This window comes from Streptomyces sp. NPDC023573 (genome assembly GCF_055559735.1).
Window position 1 is genome coordinate 280,354 of the sequence record NZ_JBVHKB010000006.1, and the last position, 17,531, is coordinate 297,884.

The window sequence follows — 17,531 nt, forward strand, 5'->3', positions numbered from 1 at the left end:
ACTGCTGACCTAGCGCTCTCGTGCGGCGGGCTGCGTGAAGAAGGCTCAAGTGAGCCTGGACGGTGCGCTCCTGCCGATCGACAGCATCGTCGCGGACCGAGGGCTCTTGTGTGCACTCTTTGCCCGAGCCCGTCTCCCGGCCGAGCCGGCCCGTGTCGACCATCCGCTGGAGCAGCGGGGGAGCGGCGTACAGCTGTTCCTTGTACTTCGCATGCTGGAGAGGACACAAGTGCCGGCGTCTGCGGATCGGGGCGTTCCTCCCGCTTGTGTCCTAGTGGCCCCGTGTCCTTGTGCGCTGAGGGATGGACGGGAGCGTGGCCCCGTCCATCTCCTCTGTTCTCTGCCTCCCGAGCGCCTCTGAGGCGATTCCGCTCCGGCGTCAGCCTTCGCCGGGTGTCGGTCAGCTTTCGACTTCGGTTCTGTCGCCGCCCCAGAGGGTGTGGAAGGTGCCGTTGCGGTCGGTGCGGTGGTAGGTGTGTGCGCCGAAGTAGTCGCGTTGGCCCTGGGTGAGGGCGGCGGGGAGGCGCTCGGCGCGCAGGGAGTCGTAGTAGGCGAGGGTGCCGGCGAAGGCGGGGGTGGGGACGCCCTGGGTGACGGCGGTGGCGATCACGGTGCGCCAGTCGTCCTGGGCGGCGGCGATCTCCTCGGCGAAGCTCTTGTCGGAGAGGAGGCTCGGCATATGGGGCTGGGCCTCGTAGGCGCTGGTGATCCGGTCGAGGAACGCGGCCCGGATGATGCACCCGCCGCGCCAGATCGAGGCGACCTTGCCCAGGTCGATGTCCCAGTCGTACTGCTCGCTGCCGGCCGAGATCTCGTGGAAGCCCTGGGTGTAGGCGACGATCTTGGATGCGTACAGGGCCTGCTCGACCTGGTCGGCGAACGCCGCCGCCTCGTCCTTGCCGAGCTTGCGGGCGGTCGGTCCGGCGAGGTGGCGTGAGGCGTCGCGGAGGTCGGCGTGGCCGGAGACGGAGCGGGCGAAGACGGCCTCGGCGATCCCGGAGACGGGAACGCCCAGGTCGAGGGCGATCTGCACGGTCCATCGGCCGGTGCCCTTCTGCTCCGCCTGGTCGAGCACGACATCCACGAAGGGTTTGCCGGTCGCCGCGTCGACGTGCGAGAGCACCTCTGCGGTGATCTCGATGAGGTAGGAGTCCAGGCGCCCGGTGTTCCAGGTACGGAAGATGTCCGCGATCTGTGCGGGGGAGTAGCCGGCCACGCCGCGGAGCAGGTGGTATGCCTCGGCGATGAGCTGCATGTCCGCGTACTCGATGCCGTTGTGCGTCATTTTCACGAAGTGGCCGGCGCCGTCGGGGCCGATGTGCGCGACGCACGGGGTGCCGTCCTTGGCCTTCGCGGAGATCTTCTCCAGCATCGGTCCGAGTGAGTCGTACGACTCCTTGCTGCCGCCCGGCATGATGCTCGGTCCGTCGAGCGCGCCTTCCTCGCCGCCGGAGATGCCCGTGCCGACGAAGTGGATGCCCTGCTCGCGCAACTCGCGCTCCCGGCGGCGCGTGTCCGCGAAGTGCGCGTTGCCTCCGTCGATGATCACATCGCCGGGTTCCAGCAGAGGCGCGAACTCCGCGATCACCGCGTCCGTGGCCTCTCCCGCCTTGACCATGACGACCAGGCGCCGTGGCCTTTCCAGGGCTGCGACGAAGTCCTCGGCGCCCTCGGTCGCGATGAAGTCACCCTCGGAGCCGAACTGTTCGACGAGTTCGTGGGTTCGAGCGGCCGTGCGGTTGTGCAGAGCGACTGTGTATCCGTTGCGTGCGAAGTTCCGGGCCAGATTGCGCCCCATGACGGCAAGTCCTGTGACACCGATCTGCGCTGTGCTGCTCATCGTGGCTCCGCCTACTTCCGGTCTCGTGGTCCTCGGCAGTTCGGCCGACCGCCATGGTGGAACGCGCTCCCGAGCTTACGAGGTGCAGACGATCTTCGGCGGGGAGGCTGTCATGGTGTCGCCCGTGTTCCCCGTATGGCCGCCGCAGTCAGTCCGGTGGTTCGCCGCCGTCGCTGTTGCCGGGCACGACCGGGCACGGCGCCGCACATCACGGCTTCGACGCCGTGATCACAGCCCCCCGGAACCGCGGTCCATAGCTCCCTGACCGGCATGACGAAGTCGGCCGCCCCGGCCTCCGGCCCGGTGCTTCGCGATGTTCCGTATCTTCTTGCTGCTGCCCGACCCGGCGAGAAGTGCGAGTACCGCCGTCGACGTCGACTCCTCGGCGAGGACGCGCTGCATCCAGTCCGTGACCTTCGTCAACTCGGCCTGCGTCGGCACGTGACCCGCCTTGACGGACAGGCAGAACAGCCAGTCGTGGATGCGGCGGCGAATGAACGCGCGGTGTCCCTCGGCCTTGAGCTGGTCGATCTCCGGCAGTAGTTCGGCCGACCACTGCCGGAATTCGGCGGGACCGGTCACCTTCATCGCGATCGTGTCCACGAGGGCGACCACCGCTGTCCTGGACCCCATCTCGTGGGGATCGCGCAGGATCATGGCCACCATCGCGCGGTCCCGGTCACGACTCGGCGAGGCAGCGGTCACCGAGACGACGCGTCGGTACGCGGACGACCGGACGTGCTCGTCCGCCAGGGCGTCGTCGACGTCCACGTCGACGATGCCGGCCCCGGCCAGCAACTCGGCCACATCGGCACGCAATGTCATGGAGACCGTTTCGTCTTGAACTCGCGGGTAGCGATACCGGTGAGCCCGTGATGCGGTATTCACGCCGGCAGGCGGAGTGATCGTCGTCGGGTGCTCTCCCGTCACCGCTGGCCTCGGTTCGCCGGAACGAGCAGGGATCGTAGCAGCGTGGTGGATACACCAGTGCGGCCGTCGCGTGCTGAGACGGGAGCCTCGCTCGTCGCACTCCACGGTCCGATTTCGACCTGCACCGAGGCGACCACGCCGGCCCGACGGTACTGCTCGCCCACTGGAACCCGGACATCACGGGTCGGGAAGGCGCGGCCGTGCAGTGGGGAATCCAGCGCGCGGACCTGGCGGCCCGTCGCTTCGACCGCACATTCACCGTCTACTGGAATCCCTGACCGGCTGGGGGAGCCCCTGCAGTCCTTCGGGTTGTCGGCCCCTGCCGGGGCTTGCCGCTGTGGCCGTGTCCGGCATACGGGTGCCGGCCGGGTGACGCCAGTTGATCACTTGTGTGCCACGGCCTCTGCGCGGCGCCCTGGCCTCGGGGGTGTCGCAGTCATCGCGTCTGTTCGGCCGTGGCGGGCGGTGCGTCGGTGTCGGACTCGACGAGGAACCCGCCGGACTGGTGGTGCCAGAGCTTGGCGTAAGAGCCGTCGGCCAGCAGGAGTTCGTGATGTGTCCCCTGCTCCACGATGCGGCCGTGGTCGAGCACGATGAGGTGGTCCATGGCCGCGACCGTACTCAGGCGGTGCGCGACCACGAGGGCGGTGCGGCCCTCCACCAGCTGCCACAGCGCCTGCTGGACGAGGGTCTCGCTCTCGGAGTCGAGCGCGCTGGTCGCCTCGTCCAGCAGCAGGATCGGCGCGTCACGCAGGATCGCCCGGGCGAGGGCGACGCGCTGGCGCTGTCCGCCGGAGAGCTTGACCCCGCGTTCCCCGACCATCGTGTCGAAGCCCGCCGGGAGCTGGTCGGCGAATTCGGTGACATGGGCCGCCTCGGCGGCTGCGCGGATTTCGGCTTCGGTCGCGTCAGGACGGGCGAAGTGGATGTTCTCGCGCAGGGTGCGGTGGAACATGGCCGGTTCCTGCGGGACGTACGCGATCAGGCTCCGCAGGTCCGACTGGCGCAGCCGGCTGATGTCCTGACCACCGATGAGGATGCGGCCGGACCGCACGTCGGCCATCCGCAGCAGCAGCCGGGTGAGCGTGGTCTTGCCGCCGCCCGACCGGCCGACGAGGCCGATCCTCGCCCCGCTCGGCACGTCCAGTTCGAGGCCGTCGAAGATGAGGTCGCCCCCTTCGTGGGCGAAGGTGACGTTCTCGAAGTGGACGCCCGCGGTTTCCGGGGCCAGGGGCTCGGGGTCCGTGGGGTCGGTCACCGTGGGCCTGACGAGGAGGAGCTCGGTGAACTGGGCGGCCTCGGTCATCGAGCTCTCGAGGCGCCGGTAGATCTGGTTGAACTCGAACATGATGCGGGTCGAACCGGTGTAGTACGTGAAGGCGACCACGATCGCCTCCACGCTCCCGCCCCCGGCGCCGATGCCCACGGCGAGGAGCAGGCCGAGACCGTTGGTGAGCACGGACAGCGGTGCGACGAGTGTGTCGATGCGGAGATTGCCGTAGTCCCACGAACGCAGCGTCAGCCGCCGGGACTCCGCCACCCGTGCCCGGTGTTCGGCCGCCTCGCGCTCCTCGGCCGCGAACGCGCGCACGGTGTCCATGTTCATCAGCGCGTCGGAGACGTGGCCCGCGACCCGGGCGATCGCTTTCTCGCGTCGGTTGACCAGCTTCTGGCGTCGCCGGATGAGGGGTGTGGCGCACACGGCGGTCAGCGTGATCATCGTCAGCAGGCCGGCCACCAGCAGGGGGTCGTAACTCCAGAGGATCACCGCGCCGAACAGCAGCGGGGCCAGACTTCCGACGATGTTGAACGTGAGGGTGTCGACGAACTCCTCGAAGCGGGAGGCGTAACTCAGCACCCTCTTGGTGAGGGACCCGGCGAAGTTGTCCTGGAAGAACGAGGCGTCCTTGGCGAAGAGTTCGTCCATGCCGGTGACGTACAGGTGCTCGATGCCACGGGCGTCGACTCGGTTGAGGCAGTGGAGTCCCGCCCGCCACATGGTTTCCGCCAGGAGCAGCACTCCGGCGAACACGCCGACGTACGGGAGGGCTTCGCGGACGCCTATGGCTCCGTCCTCGGCTATCCGGCCGACGAGTTTGGCGACCACCAGAGGCGCGACGTACGTGATGCCGATGTTGCCGAGGGCCGGGAGTGCCAGCGCGGGAACGGAGAGGCCGCGCTGGCGGGACAGCTCCCGTAAGTAGTTGCGGAGTGCGAGCCGGACCGGGCCCCTGCGCGATCCGGTGCCGTGAGACTGCTGCGATTCCATGCCGACCTCATGTCGTGATGTCGTGTCGCGGGCAGTTGCTCCGGGCTTCACCGCGGTGGGGCTCCGCACCGAAGGGCGCGGCACCGTGCCGGGGGTAAGCGCTCGCCGCCCGGCCGTGGCGAGAGGTCCGGAGGAGAGGAGTCTTCCGTGGCCGGGCGGCCGGCGTCCAAGCGTTTTCGGGGGGCGGGCGGCGCAGCGACGTGTTTCGGCCGGGCGCCGGTCGGCAGGCGCGTGGCTGGTTCTCGTTCCTGGCCGCCCCTCGCGGTCGGGTGGACGGTCATGGGGCGGCTGGCCGAGCTCTCGGGCGCGAAGGCTCTCTCCCCTCGGCCCGGGCCGCCCGGTGCCGTGGACACCCCGACGGGCGTGCGGCTCGGTGCCGTGGGCGCACCGGCGCCTGGCCTGGTGGTGCGGGCGTCCTCGGGGCGCCGGCAGCTACCCGAACAGGTCCCTCTCCTCGGGGATCAGGTGCATCGCCGCTTCCTCGGCCGATGCCGCCGCGCCGTCGACGCCGACGTCCTGCGCCGTGAGGGTGGACGGCACGTGCCCGTCACCCTCCTGCGTGAGCCGGCCCGCGCGGTCCGTCCCCACTTCGGTGTCGTAGCGCTCCCCGTCGCCGTCCGCCAGATCTCCCGGACCGTCCTGGGCCGGGACGATGTCCTCGGGAACCTCCCTGGTCAGGCGCCTGTCGAGGGATTCGCCCGTGTGCTGCTCCGCGGCGGTGGTGCCCTCGTCGTCGACCGCCCAGGGCCGGTCCGGCGGGGAGTAGCCCTCGTCCAGGACGTCCTCGATCGCGGACGTGTCCAGGGTGTCCTCCAGATCCAGCAGGTCATCGGGGTCGGAGGCCTCCGGCTCCTGCGGCTGGTAGACGTCGTCCCCCCGGTCGCTGTCAGTCATGGCGTGGTCCCTTCCTTCGGGTCCCCTACCTGCAATTCCACTCCGGTCCGGCGAGGGGCGCAACGGAAGCCGAATCCCGGCACGGGTGACGCTGTTTTAGATGACAATGAAAACGATTGTCGATAGCGTGTGTGCGGTCGGGCCGGAAGTCTCCGTGTCAGGGCCGGCCCATGCCTGCCCATAACACCGACGGCACTGTGAGAAGGGGGAGCTCGTGGCTCATCTGTTGGTTGTCGAGAGCTGGGTCGGATCGATGAGCAGACTGCTGCCGCGGGCCCTGGGGGAGGGCGGTCACCACTTCACCTTTCTCACCCGCGATCTGCACCACTACCTCCGCGCCGCACCGGAAGGGGCGGGGCACCCACTGCTCACCGCCCGCAATGTCATCACCGCACCCACCAACGACGTCGACACGCTGCTTTCCCAGGTCGAGCGGCTGCACAGCGCCCTGAGCTTCGACGGGGTGATCACGTCCTGTGACTACTATCTGCCGACAGCCGCAAGAATCGCCGCCCTGCTGGGTCTGCCGGGCCCCTCGGCCGAAGCCGTGAAGAACGCCTGCCGCAAGGACGCCACCCGTCGTGTCCTGGCCGCCGCCGGCGTCCCCGGACCCCGCTTCGCGGTGTGCGCGGACGCGGCGGAGGCCGCCGGGGCCGCCCGGGACATCGGCTATCCGCTGGTGGTCAAGCCGGTGGACCTCTGCGCGGGCATGTTCGTACGCAGGGTCGACGACGCGGAACAACTGACCGCGGCCTGCCACGCACTGGCGGGCTTCCCGCGCAACGCCAGGGGACAGTGGCGCGCACCCCACGTCCTGCTCGAGGAGTTTCTCCACGGCCCCGAAGTGAGCGTCGAGACCGTGACCTTCCGCGGCGTCGCGCACGTCGTCGGTGTGACGGACAAGAGTATCGGCGGGGCCCCGGCCTTCGTCGAGACCGGTCACATGTTCCCGGCCGCCCTGGAGCCGGACGACCTGGCCGCCGCGACCGGCACCGCGGTGAGCGCCGGGGCGGCACTGGGGCTCGACGACGTCGTGGCGCACACCGAGATCAAGCTGACGGCCGACGGCCCCCGGGTCGTGGAGGTCAACCCCCGCCCGGCGGGCAACCGCATCACCGAGCTGGTCCGCCACGTGACCGGGATCGACCTCGCCGCAGCCTGCGTCGATGTGGCGCTCGGCCGGGAACCCGACCTCCGCCGCCGTGACACGGGCCTGCGCAGCGCGGCCATCGGCTTCCTCGTCCCCCGAAGCGCCGGCACCCTCGCATCCGTGGAGGGCGCCGAGGGTGTGCGGGACGCCGACGGAGTCCTGGAGGTCCAGATCGCCGAGGCGGGCCGCACGGTCGAGGAGGCGGACAGCAACAACGCGTACCTCGGGCACATCATGGCCGGAGACGCCCGCGGGCTCGGCGCGCGGGCCCGCGTCGAGGCGCTGCTCGCCGACGTGCGCCCCCGGCTGGTGCGCTCATGACGACGACACCGACCCCCCAGGCACCGAGCCTGGGCACCCTCCTCCAGCGGGCGCTCCACGGTGAACTCGGCCCGGCCCCCCTGACCCGCCGTACCGCCGTCGCCTTCACGACGTCCCAGGCCGTACGGCACGACGGGCGGCGGGGCGGATACCGCAACGAGGTCCTCAGCCTCCGGCTCGGCCGCGCCGTCGGGTCGTGCGCGGTCGAGCCCGGGGCGCTTCCCGCCGGAACCGTCGAGGAATGTGCCGGAGCGGAAGTGGCCGCGCTCCTCACCCACCCGCTGCTGCCCGTACGCGTCGCGGCACTCGACGCCTACCTGATGGACGTCATGCCGCACACGCCGTTCCACGGGGCGCAGCCGGTGACCATCCCCGGCGGAAGCTCGCTGGAGCGCTCGCAGGCGCGGGCCGCCGCCGTGATCGACCTGCTCGACCTGGAGCCCGGCTCCACCGTGCTCGTCGTCGGCGTCGTCAACTCCCTCCTCGCCGAGCTGCGTTCGCGCGGCCTCGCCGGAATCCCCTGTGACTTGAAGGGCGGCACCACCGAGTGGGGTCAGCCCATCACGCCGGACGCCCTCGGGGAGATCGGCCACTGCGACGCGGTGCTGGCCTCCGGCATGACGCTCGGCAACGGAACCTTCGACCCGCTGCGCCGGAGCTGCCAGGAGCACGGCAAGCCACTGGTCATGTTCGCGCAGACCGGAAGCGCGGTCCTGCCCCGTTTCCTGGATGACGGAGTGAGCGCCGTGTGCGCGGAACCGTATCCCTTCTTCTGGCTCGACGGCGGGCCGGGCACCATCCACCGCTACGGCGGGCCCGGCACCACCCGCCGCTACCGCGCGGACGACGGAGGCACCTCGTGACCACGGCATCCCTGCCCGCCCTCGCGCCCAACCGCGAGCTCCTCTCCCTCCTCGGCCGCACCCCGCTGGCCAGGATCACCACCGGACTGCCCCTGCCCCACCCCGGCTTCTGGGCCAAGCTCGAAGGACACGCCGTCGGCGGGATGAAGGCACGGGCCGCCGTCTCCATGCTCCTGGGTGCCGAGGAGCGCGGCCAACTGCTGCCCGGCGCACCGGTCGTGGAATCGACCTCCGGCACACTCGGCATAGGACTCGCCTTCGCCGGGCAGGCCCTCGGGCACCCCGTCGTGCTCGTCGGCGACAGCGAACTCGAACCCTCCATGCGACAGTTGCTCCGCACGTACGGCGCACGCCTCGAAATCGTCGACCGCCCCGCCGTGCACGGCGGCTGGCAGGGCGCACGCCTGGAGCGACTGCACGACCTGCTCGGCCGGCTGCCCGGCGCCTACTGGCCCGACCAGTACAACAACCCCGACAACACCGCGGGTTACGCCTCGCTCGCGGCCGAACTCGCCACCCAGCTGGACCGCCTCGACATCCTCGTCTGCAGCGTCGGCACCGGGGGCCACAGCGCCGGGATCGCCGGACCGCTGCGCAGACACTGGCCCGGCCTGCGCATCGTCGCCGTCGACTCCACCGGATCCACCATCTTCGGCCAGGCCGCCGCGCCCCGGCTGATGCGCGGTCTCGGCAGCAGCATCCACCCGCGCAACGTCGCCTACGACGCCTTCGACGAGGTCCACTGGATCGGTCCGGCCGAAGCGGCCGACGCCTGCCGGCGCCTCGCCCGGGGCAACTTCGTCAGCGGCGGCTGGAGCACCGGCGCCGTGGCCCGCGTCGCCGCGTGGGCGGCCCGCACCCACCCCGGGGCCGCCGTCGCCACCGTCTTCCCCGACGGACCCCACCGCTACCTCTCCACCGTCTACGACGACGACTTCATGACCGCCCACCAACTGGATCCCGCCCGCGCGGCCGGATCCCCCGTCGACGTCCCGCACCCGCGCGCCCCGCAGACCGGGGGCTGGTCCAGGTGCACCACCGTCACCGATCCGCTGGCGGAACGACCGGAGAGGCAGCCGTGAAACTCACCCAGCACACCGTGCGGCTCGTCCTCGCCGAGCCGCTGCGCATCTCGCGCTCGACCATGGCCGCCCGCGACGCCGTGCGCCTCACCATCGAGCACGAAGGGCTCAGCGGCCACGGAGAGGCCGTCACCAGCGTCTTCTACGGCCTCGACACGCCTGCCCTGCAACGCCTCGCCGCCCGAACCGGGGAACGGCTCACCCGCTTCGCCGGACCGGAGACCGCGCTGCACGCCCTGCGTGTCGGCGAGCTCTCCCCACCCGGCACCCCGGCCGCCGTGACCGCCGCCACCGAGGCCGCGCTCCTCGACCTGGTCGGCAAGCGCACCGCCACCGCCGTCCACCGCTTCCTCGGCTCTCCCGCCGCACCGAGGGCCGCCACGGCCCGCACCATCTCCCTCACCACCCCGGGGCGGGCAGCCGCCCAGGCCCGCGGGCTGACCGAAGCAGGATTCTCCGTCATCAAGATCAAGGCTGGCGACCCGGACGAGGAATCCGATCTGGACCGGGTACGCGCCGTCCGCGCCGCCGCACCCACCGCCCGGCTGCTCCTCGACCCCAACGGCGCCTGGTCGGCGGGACAGGCACGCAAGCTTCTGCCCCGGTTCGCCGATCTCGGCGTCGAAGCCGTGGAACAGCCCCTCACCCCCGGCGACCCGGAGGCCCTCGCGCGGCTCGCCGCCCGCTCGCCCGTACCCGTCATCGCCGACGAGGACGCGGTCACCTACGAGGACGCGCGGCGGCTCGCCGGACGTGTCCAGGGCATCAACGTCAAACTCGCCAAATGCGGCGGCGTCCACGCCGCACTCCGCATCGCCGCCCTGATCGAGGGCAGTGGCACAGACCTGATGCTGGGCTGCCTGACCGCCAGCACCCTGGGCATCGCCCCCGCCGTCCACATCGCCGACCGGGCCCGCTGGACCGACCTCGACGGCCACCTCCTGCTCGCCCACGACCCATGGACCGGAATCGGCGGCGAGGACGGCTTCGTCGCCGCCAACGGGCACCCCGGGCTCGGCGTACGGCCCCGCGCCGGAGCAGCGACCTGGAGAACCGCCTCATGAAGACCGTGCGCGAGATCCGCGCATTCCCGCTCGCCATCCGACTGCTGCTGGTCAATCAGCTCGGCGTCAACACCGGCTTCTACCTCCTCATCCCCTACCTGGCCACCCACCTCGGCGACGACCTGGGCATGTCGGCGGCCGTCGTCGGCATCGTCCTCGGCGTACGCAACCTGAGCCAGCAAGGCCTCTTCCTCATAGGCGGATCCGCCGCCGACCGGCTCGGAGCCCGAGGCGTCATCATCGCCGGATGCGCGATACGCACCGCGGGCTTCGCCCTCTTCGCGCTCGGTGACGGACTGCCCGTGCTGCTCGCCGCCTCCGTACTCAGCGGAGTTGCCGGCGCCCTGTTCAACCCCGCCGTCCGCACCTACCTCGCGCAGGAGGCGGGGGAGCGCAGAGCCGAGGCATTCGCCCTGTTCAACGTCTTCGCCACGACCGGTGCCCTCATCGGACCGCTCCTGGGCAGCGCCCTGCTGCTGGTGGACTTCCGGGCGTCCGCCCTGACCGCCGCCGGAATCTTCGCCCTGCTCACCGTCGCCCAGGCCCTGGTGCTCCCCGCCCGGGACGTGCCGCCGGCCACGGGCAGCGTCACCTCCGACTGGCGTGAAGCCGTCGGCAACCGCCCCTTCCTCGCCTTCGCACTGGTGATGGTCGGCATGTTCACCCTGGAGAACCAGCTCTATCTGCTGCTTCCGGCCGGCGCCCGGCAGGCCACCGGCTGGGACGGGGCCGCCGGCCTCGTCTTCCTCGTGGGGACGGTCGCGGGCATCGCCTTCCAGCTGCGGATCACCCGCGCGCTCAAGAACCGGGGGACCAGAGGACGCTGGATCGCCACCGGTATGGTGCTGATGGGACTCGCCTTCGTGCCGCCGATGCTCGTCGCGGGCACGGAGACACCGCCGGACGGTGCTCTGGACGCCACCCTGCGCGCCCTGCCCGTGCTGACCGGCGCCCTCCTGCTCCACCTCGGCGTCATGACCGCGCAGCCCTTCGTCATGGAGCTGATCCCGGGCTTCGGCCGGCAGGCGCTGACCGGAACGTACTTCGGCATCTTCTACGCGGTCTCCGGCATCGCGGCGGCCGTCGGCAACGCGGCGGTCGGCTGGACGATGGACGCCGCCCGGCGGGGCGGGGACAACAGCCCGGCCGAGCTGCTCCCCTGGGCCTGCTGCCTCGCGGCCGGGCTCGCCTCCGCGGCCGGCGTGACCTATCTGCACCGCAAGGGCACCCTGCCGGGGACGCGGCCCGCGCCTGTGTCGGTGACGGCATGAAGCACCGTACGGGGAATCTGCTCACCGACCGCCCCGAGCTGTACGAGGCCAGATTCCCGGACCCCGAACACCTCGCCGGGCGCTGGGCGGAGCACCTCCTGCGACGCCACGGAGCCGGGCCGACCGTCCTGGACCTGGGCTGCGGGACCGGCCGGGACGCCGCCGTCCTCCACCGCGCCGGACGGCGGGTCACCGGCGCCGACCTCTCCCGCACCATGCTCGCCCACGCCCGCGTCCACCACCCGGGCCCGGAGTACGTACAGGCCGATCTCAGCCGGTTCGATTTCGGTCAGCGGGTCTTCGACGCCGTGGTGTGCCTGGACAGTTCGCTGCTCTACTGCCACACCAACGAGCAGCTCGACGGCTTCCTGGACTCCTGTCGGCGCACCCTGGCGCCCGGCGGGCTGCTGATCGGTGAGATGCGCAACGGCGCGTACTTCCTCGGCCGGGACGCACCCCCCGCCGCGCCCGCCGTCTCCCGCTTCACATGGCACGGCACGACCTACCGCTCGACCACCGCACTGCGCGTCGACCGCGCCGCCCAGCTCCTGCGGCGCACACGCGTCTGGACCACCGACGACGGCGGCCCACCCGTCGAGGAGCACTCCGCGTGGCGGCTGCTCCTGCCCCAGGAACTGCGCCACTTCCTCACCGCCCACGGCTTCGACGTGCTCGCCCTGCACGACGGCCCCGGGCCACGCACCGAACCGGCCTGGCAGCCGGGGGCCGTCCCCGGTACAGCGGCCGACGGCGACCGGCTCCACGTCGTCGCGCGGAAACGGGCACCGGCGCCCAGCGGCAAGCCAGCACATCCAGCAACGGGAGACCAGCCATGACCGCATCAACCGACAGACACGAACCCTTCCCCGGCCTGCGCAGGCGCGGCTTCCTCGCCGCAGGGGGAGCCGCGGGGCTCGGCGCGCTCGCGCTCGCCGGATGCTCCGCGCCAGCCGCCACCGAGGCCGGTTCCGGCAAGGGCGACGGCACCCCCCGGCGCGGCGGGCGGGTGCGAGCCGCCTTCGCCGGGGGCGGCGCGAGCGAAACCCTCGACCCGCACCTGGGCAACCTCTTCGCCGACGCGGCCCGCGGCAAGGCCCTCTTCGACAAGCTCGCCGACTACGGCGCCGACCTGGCCGCGGTCCCACGGCTGGCCGAGACATGGGAACCGAACGCCGGCCTCGACCGCTGGACCATCACCCTGAGGGAGGCGGAATTCCACGACGGGAAACCCCTGACGGCCGCCGACGTCCTCTACAGCTACCGCCGCATCGCAGACCCGGCGAAGGCGTACCGCGCCCGCGCGTCCCTGGAGCCCATCGACCTGAAGGCGAGCCGCGCCACGGGGGAGCGGACCGTCGAATTCGTGCTCAAGCGGCCGACGGCCGAATTCCCCAACGTGATGGCAGCCTTCGGCACCTTCATCGTGCAGGACGGCGCCACCGGATTCGACCGCGAGCCCATCGGCACCGGGCCCTTCCGGTTCGTCTCCTTCGCCCCCGGCCGGTCCACCGTCCTGCGGCGCAACGACACCCACTGGGAGGGCGCCCCCCACCTCGACGAGCTCGAATTCGTCGTCGCCAACGAGGAGTCCGCCCGCGTCAACGCCCTCCTCGGCGGTCAGGTCGAATACGCCCACGAGCTCAACCCCGCCACCGGCCGTGCCCACGAGAAGGCCGGCGCCGTCGAGATCGTCCGGCTCCGGAACAGCGCCATGCAGGCGTTCGCCATGAAGACCGACCGCCCGCCCTTCGACGACCCCCGGGTCCGCGAGGCGTTCTTCCTCATCGCCGACCGGGAGGAACTGGTGAACGGCGCCCTGTCCGGGGCGGGCGAGAAGGGCAACGACCTCTTCGGCAAGGGATACGAGTACTACGCGGACGAACTACCCCAGCGCGAACAGGACATCGGCCGGGCCCGCAGCCTGCTCAAGCAGGCCGGAGCGCAGGACCTGAAGGTCACACTCGACACCTCCGCCGTAGCCGCCGGCTTCACCGAGGCCGCCGGGATCTTCCGGGACCAGGCGGCACGCGCCGGAGTCACCGTCGACGTACGGATGGGGAGCAAGGACTCCTACTGGAAGGACATCCTCGACTCCGGCACCCTGTGCTGCTACCGGTCCGGAGCCATGCCCATCGAGTCCCACATTTCCCAGCGGCTGCTCACCGACTCCACCACCAACGCCACCAGGTGGCAGGACAAGAGCTTCGACGCGCTCTACCAACAGGCTCAGTCCACCAAGGACAGGACGGCCCGGGCGGCCCTCTACGGACGGATGCAGCGACAACTGCACGCCGAAGGAGGCTTCCTCGTCTGGGGCTTCGGCGACTGGATCCTCGGCACCTCACGCTCCCTGCGCGGTGTCGCGCGTGAGGCACCCGCCAACACCCTGGACTGGGCACGCTTCGACAAGGTCTGGCTGGCGTGAACGGACTCCGTTCCTGGATCGCCCGGCGGCTGCTCCTCGGCGCCCTGCAGACCGCCGCCGTCGTGCTGCTGGTCTTCGCGCTCACCGAGGCGCTGCCGGGCGACGCGGCGGTGGCCTTCGCCGGGGACCAGCCCGACCCGCAGCGGATCGCGGCGGTACGCGAGGCGATGGGGCTCGACCGGCCCGCACACGAACGGCTGGCGGAGTGGGTCGTGGGGCTGCTCCACGGTGACTTCGGCACCTCGCTCACCTCCGGACGGCCCGTCGCCGGATTCCTGGCGGACGGCTTCGGCCCCACCCTGCTCCTCGCCACCGTCGCCGTCCTGCTCCTCGTCCCGGTGGGGGTCGGTCTCGGTGTCCTCGCCGCCCGCCACGAAGGGCGGCTCACCGACCGGCTGATCAGCTCCGCGACCCTCGGGGTCTACGCGGTGCCCGAATTCGCCCTCGGAATCCTGCTGGTGAGCGTCTTCGCCCTGCGTCTCGGCTGGTTCCCGCCGACCGCCGTCGGCTACGGCACCGGGCTGCTCGCACATCCTTCCGTGCTCGTCCTGCCCGTCCTCGTCCTGCTCGCCCGGCCGGTCTGCTCGCTGGCCCGTCTGGTCAGGGCCGGCATGATCGAGGCGCTCGCCGCCCCGTACACCGCCCATGCCGAGCGGTACGGGATCTCCGGTGCACGCATCCGTTACGGGCACGCCCTGCCCAACGCCCTGGCCCCCGCCACGCAGCAACTCGCCCGCACCATCGACTGGCTGCTGTGCGGCGTCATCGTCGTGGAGGCCCTCTACGTGATCCCCGGACTCGGCACCGTCCTCATGAACGCCGTGGCCGACCGTGACATCCCCGTCGTGCAGGGACTCGCGGTGGTCTTCGGTCTCGCCACCGTCGTGCTCAACCTCGGCGCCGACCTCGTCACCCACCGGCTCGCACCCCGCTCGGGGGTGGCGGCGTGAAATGGCTCGGCAGATACGGACCCGGGGCGGCCGTCGCCGCGGTCCCGCTCGGCCTCGCCCTGGCCGGCCCGTTCCTCGTAGGAGAACCCTCCGCCCGCGCCGCCTCCTTTACCCTCGGCGGCGGCCATCTCCTGGGCACGGACTTCGTCGGCCGGGACGTCGTGCACCAGGTGCTGCTCGGCGGACGGCCCGTGGTCCTCGTCGCACTGGCGGCCACGGTCCTCGCCTACCTCGTCGCCCTGCCGGTCGGTCTGATCAGCGCGCTCACCCACCGGCGGTGGCTGGAGGAAACGCTGATGCGTCCGCTGGACGTGCTGCTCGCCGTTCCCTCGCTGCTCATGATCCTGCTGGTCGCCGCCGTCTTCCCACCCGGCGCGGCGGGACTCGCGCTGCTGGTCGCCTTCGTCTCCATCCCGGACACCACCCGGATCGTCCGGGCCGCCGCCGCCGAGGCGGCGGCCCGGACCGCCGTCGAGGCACTGCGCATGCAGGGGGAGAGCTGGTGGCGCCTCGCCGTCGGATACGTCGGGCGGTCCATCCTGCGCACCCTGGCCACCGACGCAGGAATCCGGCTGACCGGCGTGCTCTACCTGGTCGCCACCGCCGCCTTCCTCGGTATCGGGGTCGCCCCGGACGCCGCCGACTGGGCCGTGATGGTCGACCGCAACCGGACCGGACTGCTCATCCAGCCCTGGGCGGTCGTCGTGCCCGCCCTGCTCATCGTCGCACTCACCATGGGCAGCAACCTGCTCGTCGACGCCGCCATGGAGAACCGCACCCCGCCCCGGAAGGGCCGCCGCCCATGAACGAGAACCCCGTGATCGCCTCCGTCACCGGGCTGACCGTCGAGGTCGACGGGCGGACCCTCGTCGACCGGCTCTCGCTCCGGATCAGGCAAGGCACCGTCACCGCCCTGGTCGGCGCGTCCGGCAGCGGCAAGACCACGACCGGTCTCGCCCTGCTCGGCGAGTACCCGGCGGGCGCGCGGGTGACGGGCGAGGTGGCCGTGCACGGCGCCCGGATCGGCTACGTCCCCCAGCACCCCGCGGCAGTCCTCAACCCGGCCCGCCGCACCGGCGTCCTCCTGGACGACATGGCACTTCGGCAGGTGCGGGACCTGCCCCGGCCGCAGCGCCGCGCCGCGGCACGACAGCGCGTCACCCGAGCAGTCGCCGAGGCCCAGCTCGACGGCGGCGACGAGGTGCTGAGCCGCTATCCGCACCAGCTCTCCGGCGGCCAGCAGCAGCGCGTCGTCCTGGCGCAGGCGCTGCTCCTCGGCGCCCGCGTCATCGTCGCGGACGAGCCCACCACCGGGCAGGACGCCCTGACCAAGCGCCGCATCGTCGACCAGCTCGCGGCGGTGACGGCCCGCGGCATCGCCGTTCTGCTGCTCAGCCACGACCTCGACGTCGTACGCGAACTGGCCGACGAGGTACTGGTGATGCGCGCCGGCCGAGTGGTGGAACAGGGCACGGCCCACCGGATCCTGGACGTCCCCACGCATCCGTGGACCAAGGAGCTCCTCGCCGAACCGAGGACCCTGCCGTACGCGGACCCCGGGCGCACCGGCGCGGAGCTGCTGAGCGTCAGCGGACTCACCGCCCGCCACCGCGCCGGCGGCGCCCGCGTCCCCGTGCTGAGCGTGGAGCGGCTCTCGCTCCGCAGCGGCGAATGCCTCGCCGTCGTGGGACGCTCGGGCAGCGGGAAGACCACTCTCGGCCGCTGTCTCGCAGGGCTCCACCGCGACCACACGGGGCAGATCCTGCTCGACGGCACCGCGCTGCCGCGCAGCCTGCGGGACCGCAGCCGCGAGCAGCTCGCCGCCGTGCAGTACGTCTTCCAGGACGCCCGGGCCGCCTTCGACGAACACCGGCCGGTCCTGGACCAGGTGGCCCGTACGGCTGTGCGACTGCGCGGTGCCGGGCCCCGGGAAGCGGTGGCGGAGGCCCGGCGTGTGCTGACTGATCTCGGACTGGACGAGGGCCTCGCGGGCAGGCTGCCGGCCCGGCTCTCCGGCGGCGAGCTCCAGCGTGCGGCCCTCGCCAGAGCCCTCCTCGCGCGGCCCAGGGTGCTCGTCTGCGACGAGATCACTTCGGGGCTGGACCCGGTGGCACGGAGATCCCTGCTGGACCTGCTCGCCACGGCGGTCCGCCGCCAGGACGGTCCGAGCGTCGTGCTGATCACCCATGACCTCGACACCGCGGCCCCGGCCACCCGCGTGGCGGTGCTGGACGGCGGAGAAGTGGTCGAGGAGGGCCCCCGGGACCGGATACTGACCGCTCCCCGGCATCCGTTCACGCTCTCACTGCTCGATGCCTCGCGGCGGCGGGGGACCGCCCCGCGCTCCTGAAACGGAAGAGGTCCCCCGGAAGCGGAACCGGGGCCACCTGTCCGGGACGTACACTCGGCCCATGGGTCGGACCGGCGTCACGTGGAAGTGCCTGCACAAGGCCGCTCCCGGTGTGCCCGCGA

Annotated in this window: 14 protein-coding genes and 1 pseudogene; 10 read left to right on the forward strand and 5 right to left on the reverse strand. The window is 71.7% G+C overall.

Features of this window, described 5'->3' with window-relative positions; genetic code table 11:
- Positions 1-121: 121 nt before the first annotated feature.
- The 5 genes and pseudogenes from ACZ32T_RS21315 to ACZ32T_RS21335 form a co-directional block, all read right to left on the reverse strand.
- Positions 122-214 (reverse strand): annotated as a pseudogene (locus ACZ32T_RS21315) (3-hydroxyacyl-CoA dehydrogenase family protein); the annotation flags it as partial.
- A 186-nt stretch (positions 215-400) separates the two neighbouring features.
- A complete protein-coding gene (gene gndA / locus ACZ32T_RS21320; RefSeq protein WP_467368337.1) occupies positions 401-1,840 on the reverse strand; it encodes an NADP-dependent phosphogluconate dehydrogenase in 1,440 nt (479 codons plus the stop codon).
- A gap of 228 nt (positions 1,841-2,068) precedes the next feature.
- Positions 2,069-2,665, reverse strand: coding sequence for a hypothetical protein (locus ACZ32T_RS21325; RefSeq protein WP_467368339.1), 597 nt, complete (start codon positions 2,663-2,665; stop codon positions 2,069-2,071).
- A 541-nt stretch (positions 2,666-3,206) separates the two neighbouring features.
- Complete coding sequence (locus tag ACZ32T_RS21330; RefSeq protein ID WP_467368341.1) at positions 3,207-5,039, reverse strand: ABC transporter ATP-binding protein; 1,833 nt, start codon at positions 5,037-5,039, stop codon at positions 3,207-3,209.
- A 432-nt stretch (positions 5,040-5,471) separates the two neighbouring features.
- The gene (locus tag ACZ32T_RS21335; RefSeq protein WP_467269344.1) at positions 5,472-5,933 is read right to left on the reverse strand and encodes a DUF5709 domain-containing protein; all 462 of its coding nucleotides are present in this window, start codon (positions 5,931-5,933) and stop codon (positions 5,472-5,474) included.
- A 214-nt stretch (positions 5,934-6,147) separates the two neighbouring features.
- Here ACZ32T_RS21335 and ACZ32T_RS21340 point away from each other — a divergent pair, with 214 nt between their 5' ends.
- From ACZ32T_RS21340 to ACZ32T_RS21385, 10 genes are read left to right on the forward strand one after another with little or no spacing between them, the layout of a single operon-like run.
- Positions 6,148-7,404, forward strand: a complete 1,257-nt coding sequence (locus ACZ32T_RS21340) for an ATP-grasp domain-containing protein (protein ID WP_467368343.1) — start codon at positions 6,148-6,150, stop codon at positions 7,402-7,404.
- The gene (locus tag ACZ32T_RS21345) at positions 7,401-8,267 is read left to right on the forward strand and encodes a Rossmann-like domain-containing protein (RefSeq protein ID WP_467269348.1); all 867 of its coding nucleotides are present in this window, start codon (positions 7,401-7,403) and stop codon (positions 8,265-8,267) included. Before ACZ32T_RS21340 ends, ACZ32T_RS21345 begins: the two co-directional genes overlap by 4 nt.
- Entirely contained in the window at positions 8,264-9,349 is a 1,086-nt protein-coding gene (locus ACZ32T_RS21350) for a PLP-dependent cysteine synthase family protein (RefSeq protein ID WP_467368345.1), read from the forward strand. Before ACZ32T_RS21345 ends, ACZ32T_RS21350 begins: the two co-directional genes overlap by 4 nt.
- Positions 9,346-10,413 (forward strand): enolase C-terminal domain-like protein, encoded by a 1,068-nt coding sequence (locus ACZ32T_RS21355; protein WP_467269352.1) that lies wholly within the window; start codon positions 9,346-9,348, stop codon positions 10,411-10,413. Before ACZ32T_RS21350 ends, ACZ32T_RS21355 begins: the two co-directional genes overlap by 4 nt.
- Positions 10,410-11,684, forward strand: a complete 1,275-nt coding sequence (locus tag ACZ32T_RS21360; protein ID WP_467269354.1) for an MFS transporter — start codon at positions 10,410-10,412, stop codon at positions 11,682-11,684. Before ACZ32T_RS21355 ends, ACZ32T_RS21360 begins: the two co-directional genes overlap by 4 nt.
- On the forward strand, positions 11,681-12,520 hold the full coding sequence (locus ACZ32T_RS21365) for a class I SAM-dependent methyltransferase (RefSeq protein WP_467269356.1): 840 nt from the start codon (positions 11,681-11,683) through the stop codon (positions 12,518-12,520). The genes ACZ32T_RS21360 and ACZ32T_RS21365 overlap by 4 nt, the downstream gene beginning before the upstream one ends.
- The gene (locus ACZ32T_RS21370) at positions 12,517-14,109 is read left to right on the forward strand and encodes an ABC transporter substrate-binding protein (protein WP_467269358.1); all 1,593 of its coding nucleotides are present in this window, start codon (positions 12,517-12,519) and stop codon (positions 14,107-14,109) included. Before ACZ32T_RS21365 ends, ACZ32T_RS21370 begins: the two co-directional genes overlap by 4 nt.
- Complete coding sequence (locus ACZ32T_RS21375; protein WP_467269360.1) at positions 14,106-15,059, forward strand: ABC transporter permease; 954 nt, start codon at positions 14,106-14,108, stop codon at positions 15,057-15,059. Before ACZ32T_RS21370 ends, ACZ32T_RS21375 begins: the two co-directional genes overlap by 4 nt.
- Positions 15,056-15,865 carry an ABC transporter permease gene (locus ACZ32T_RS21380; protein ID WP_467368348.1) on the forward strand — a complete coding sequence of 270 codons (810 nt, stop codon included), beginning with the start codon at positions 15,056-15,058 and terminating at the stop codon, positions 15,863-15,865. The genes ACZ32T_RS21375 and ACZ32T_RS21380 overlap by 4 nt, the downstream gene beginning before the upstream one ends.
- Positions 15,862-17,409: an ABC transporter ATP-binding protein gene (locus ACZ32T_RS21385; protein ID WP_467368350.1), complete on the forward strand. Its 1,548-nt coding sequence runs from the start codon at positions 15,862-15,864 to the stop codon at positions 17,407-17,409. The genes ACZ32T_RS21380 and ACZ32T_RS21385 overlap by 4 nt, the downstream gene beginning before the upstream one ends.
- The last annotated feature ends 122 nt before the right edge of the window (positions 17,410-17,531 follow it).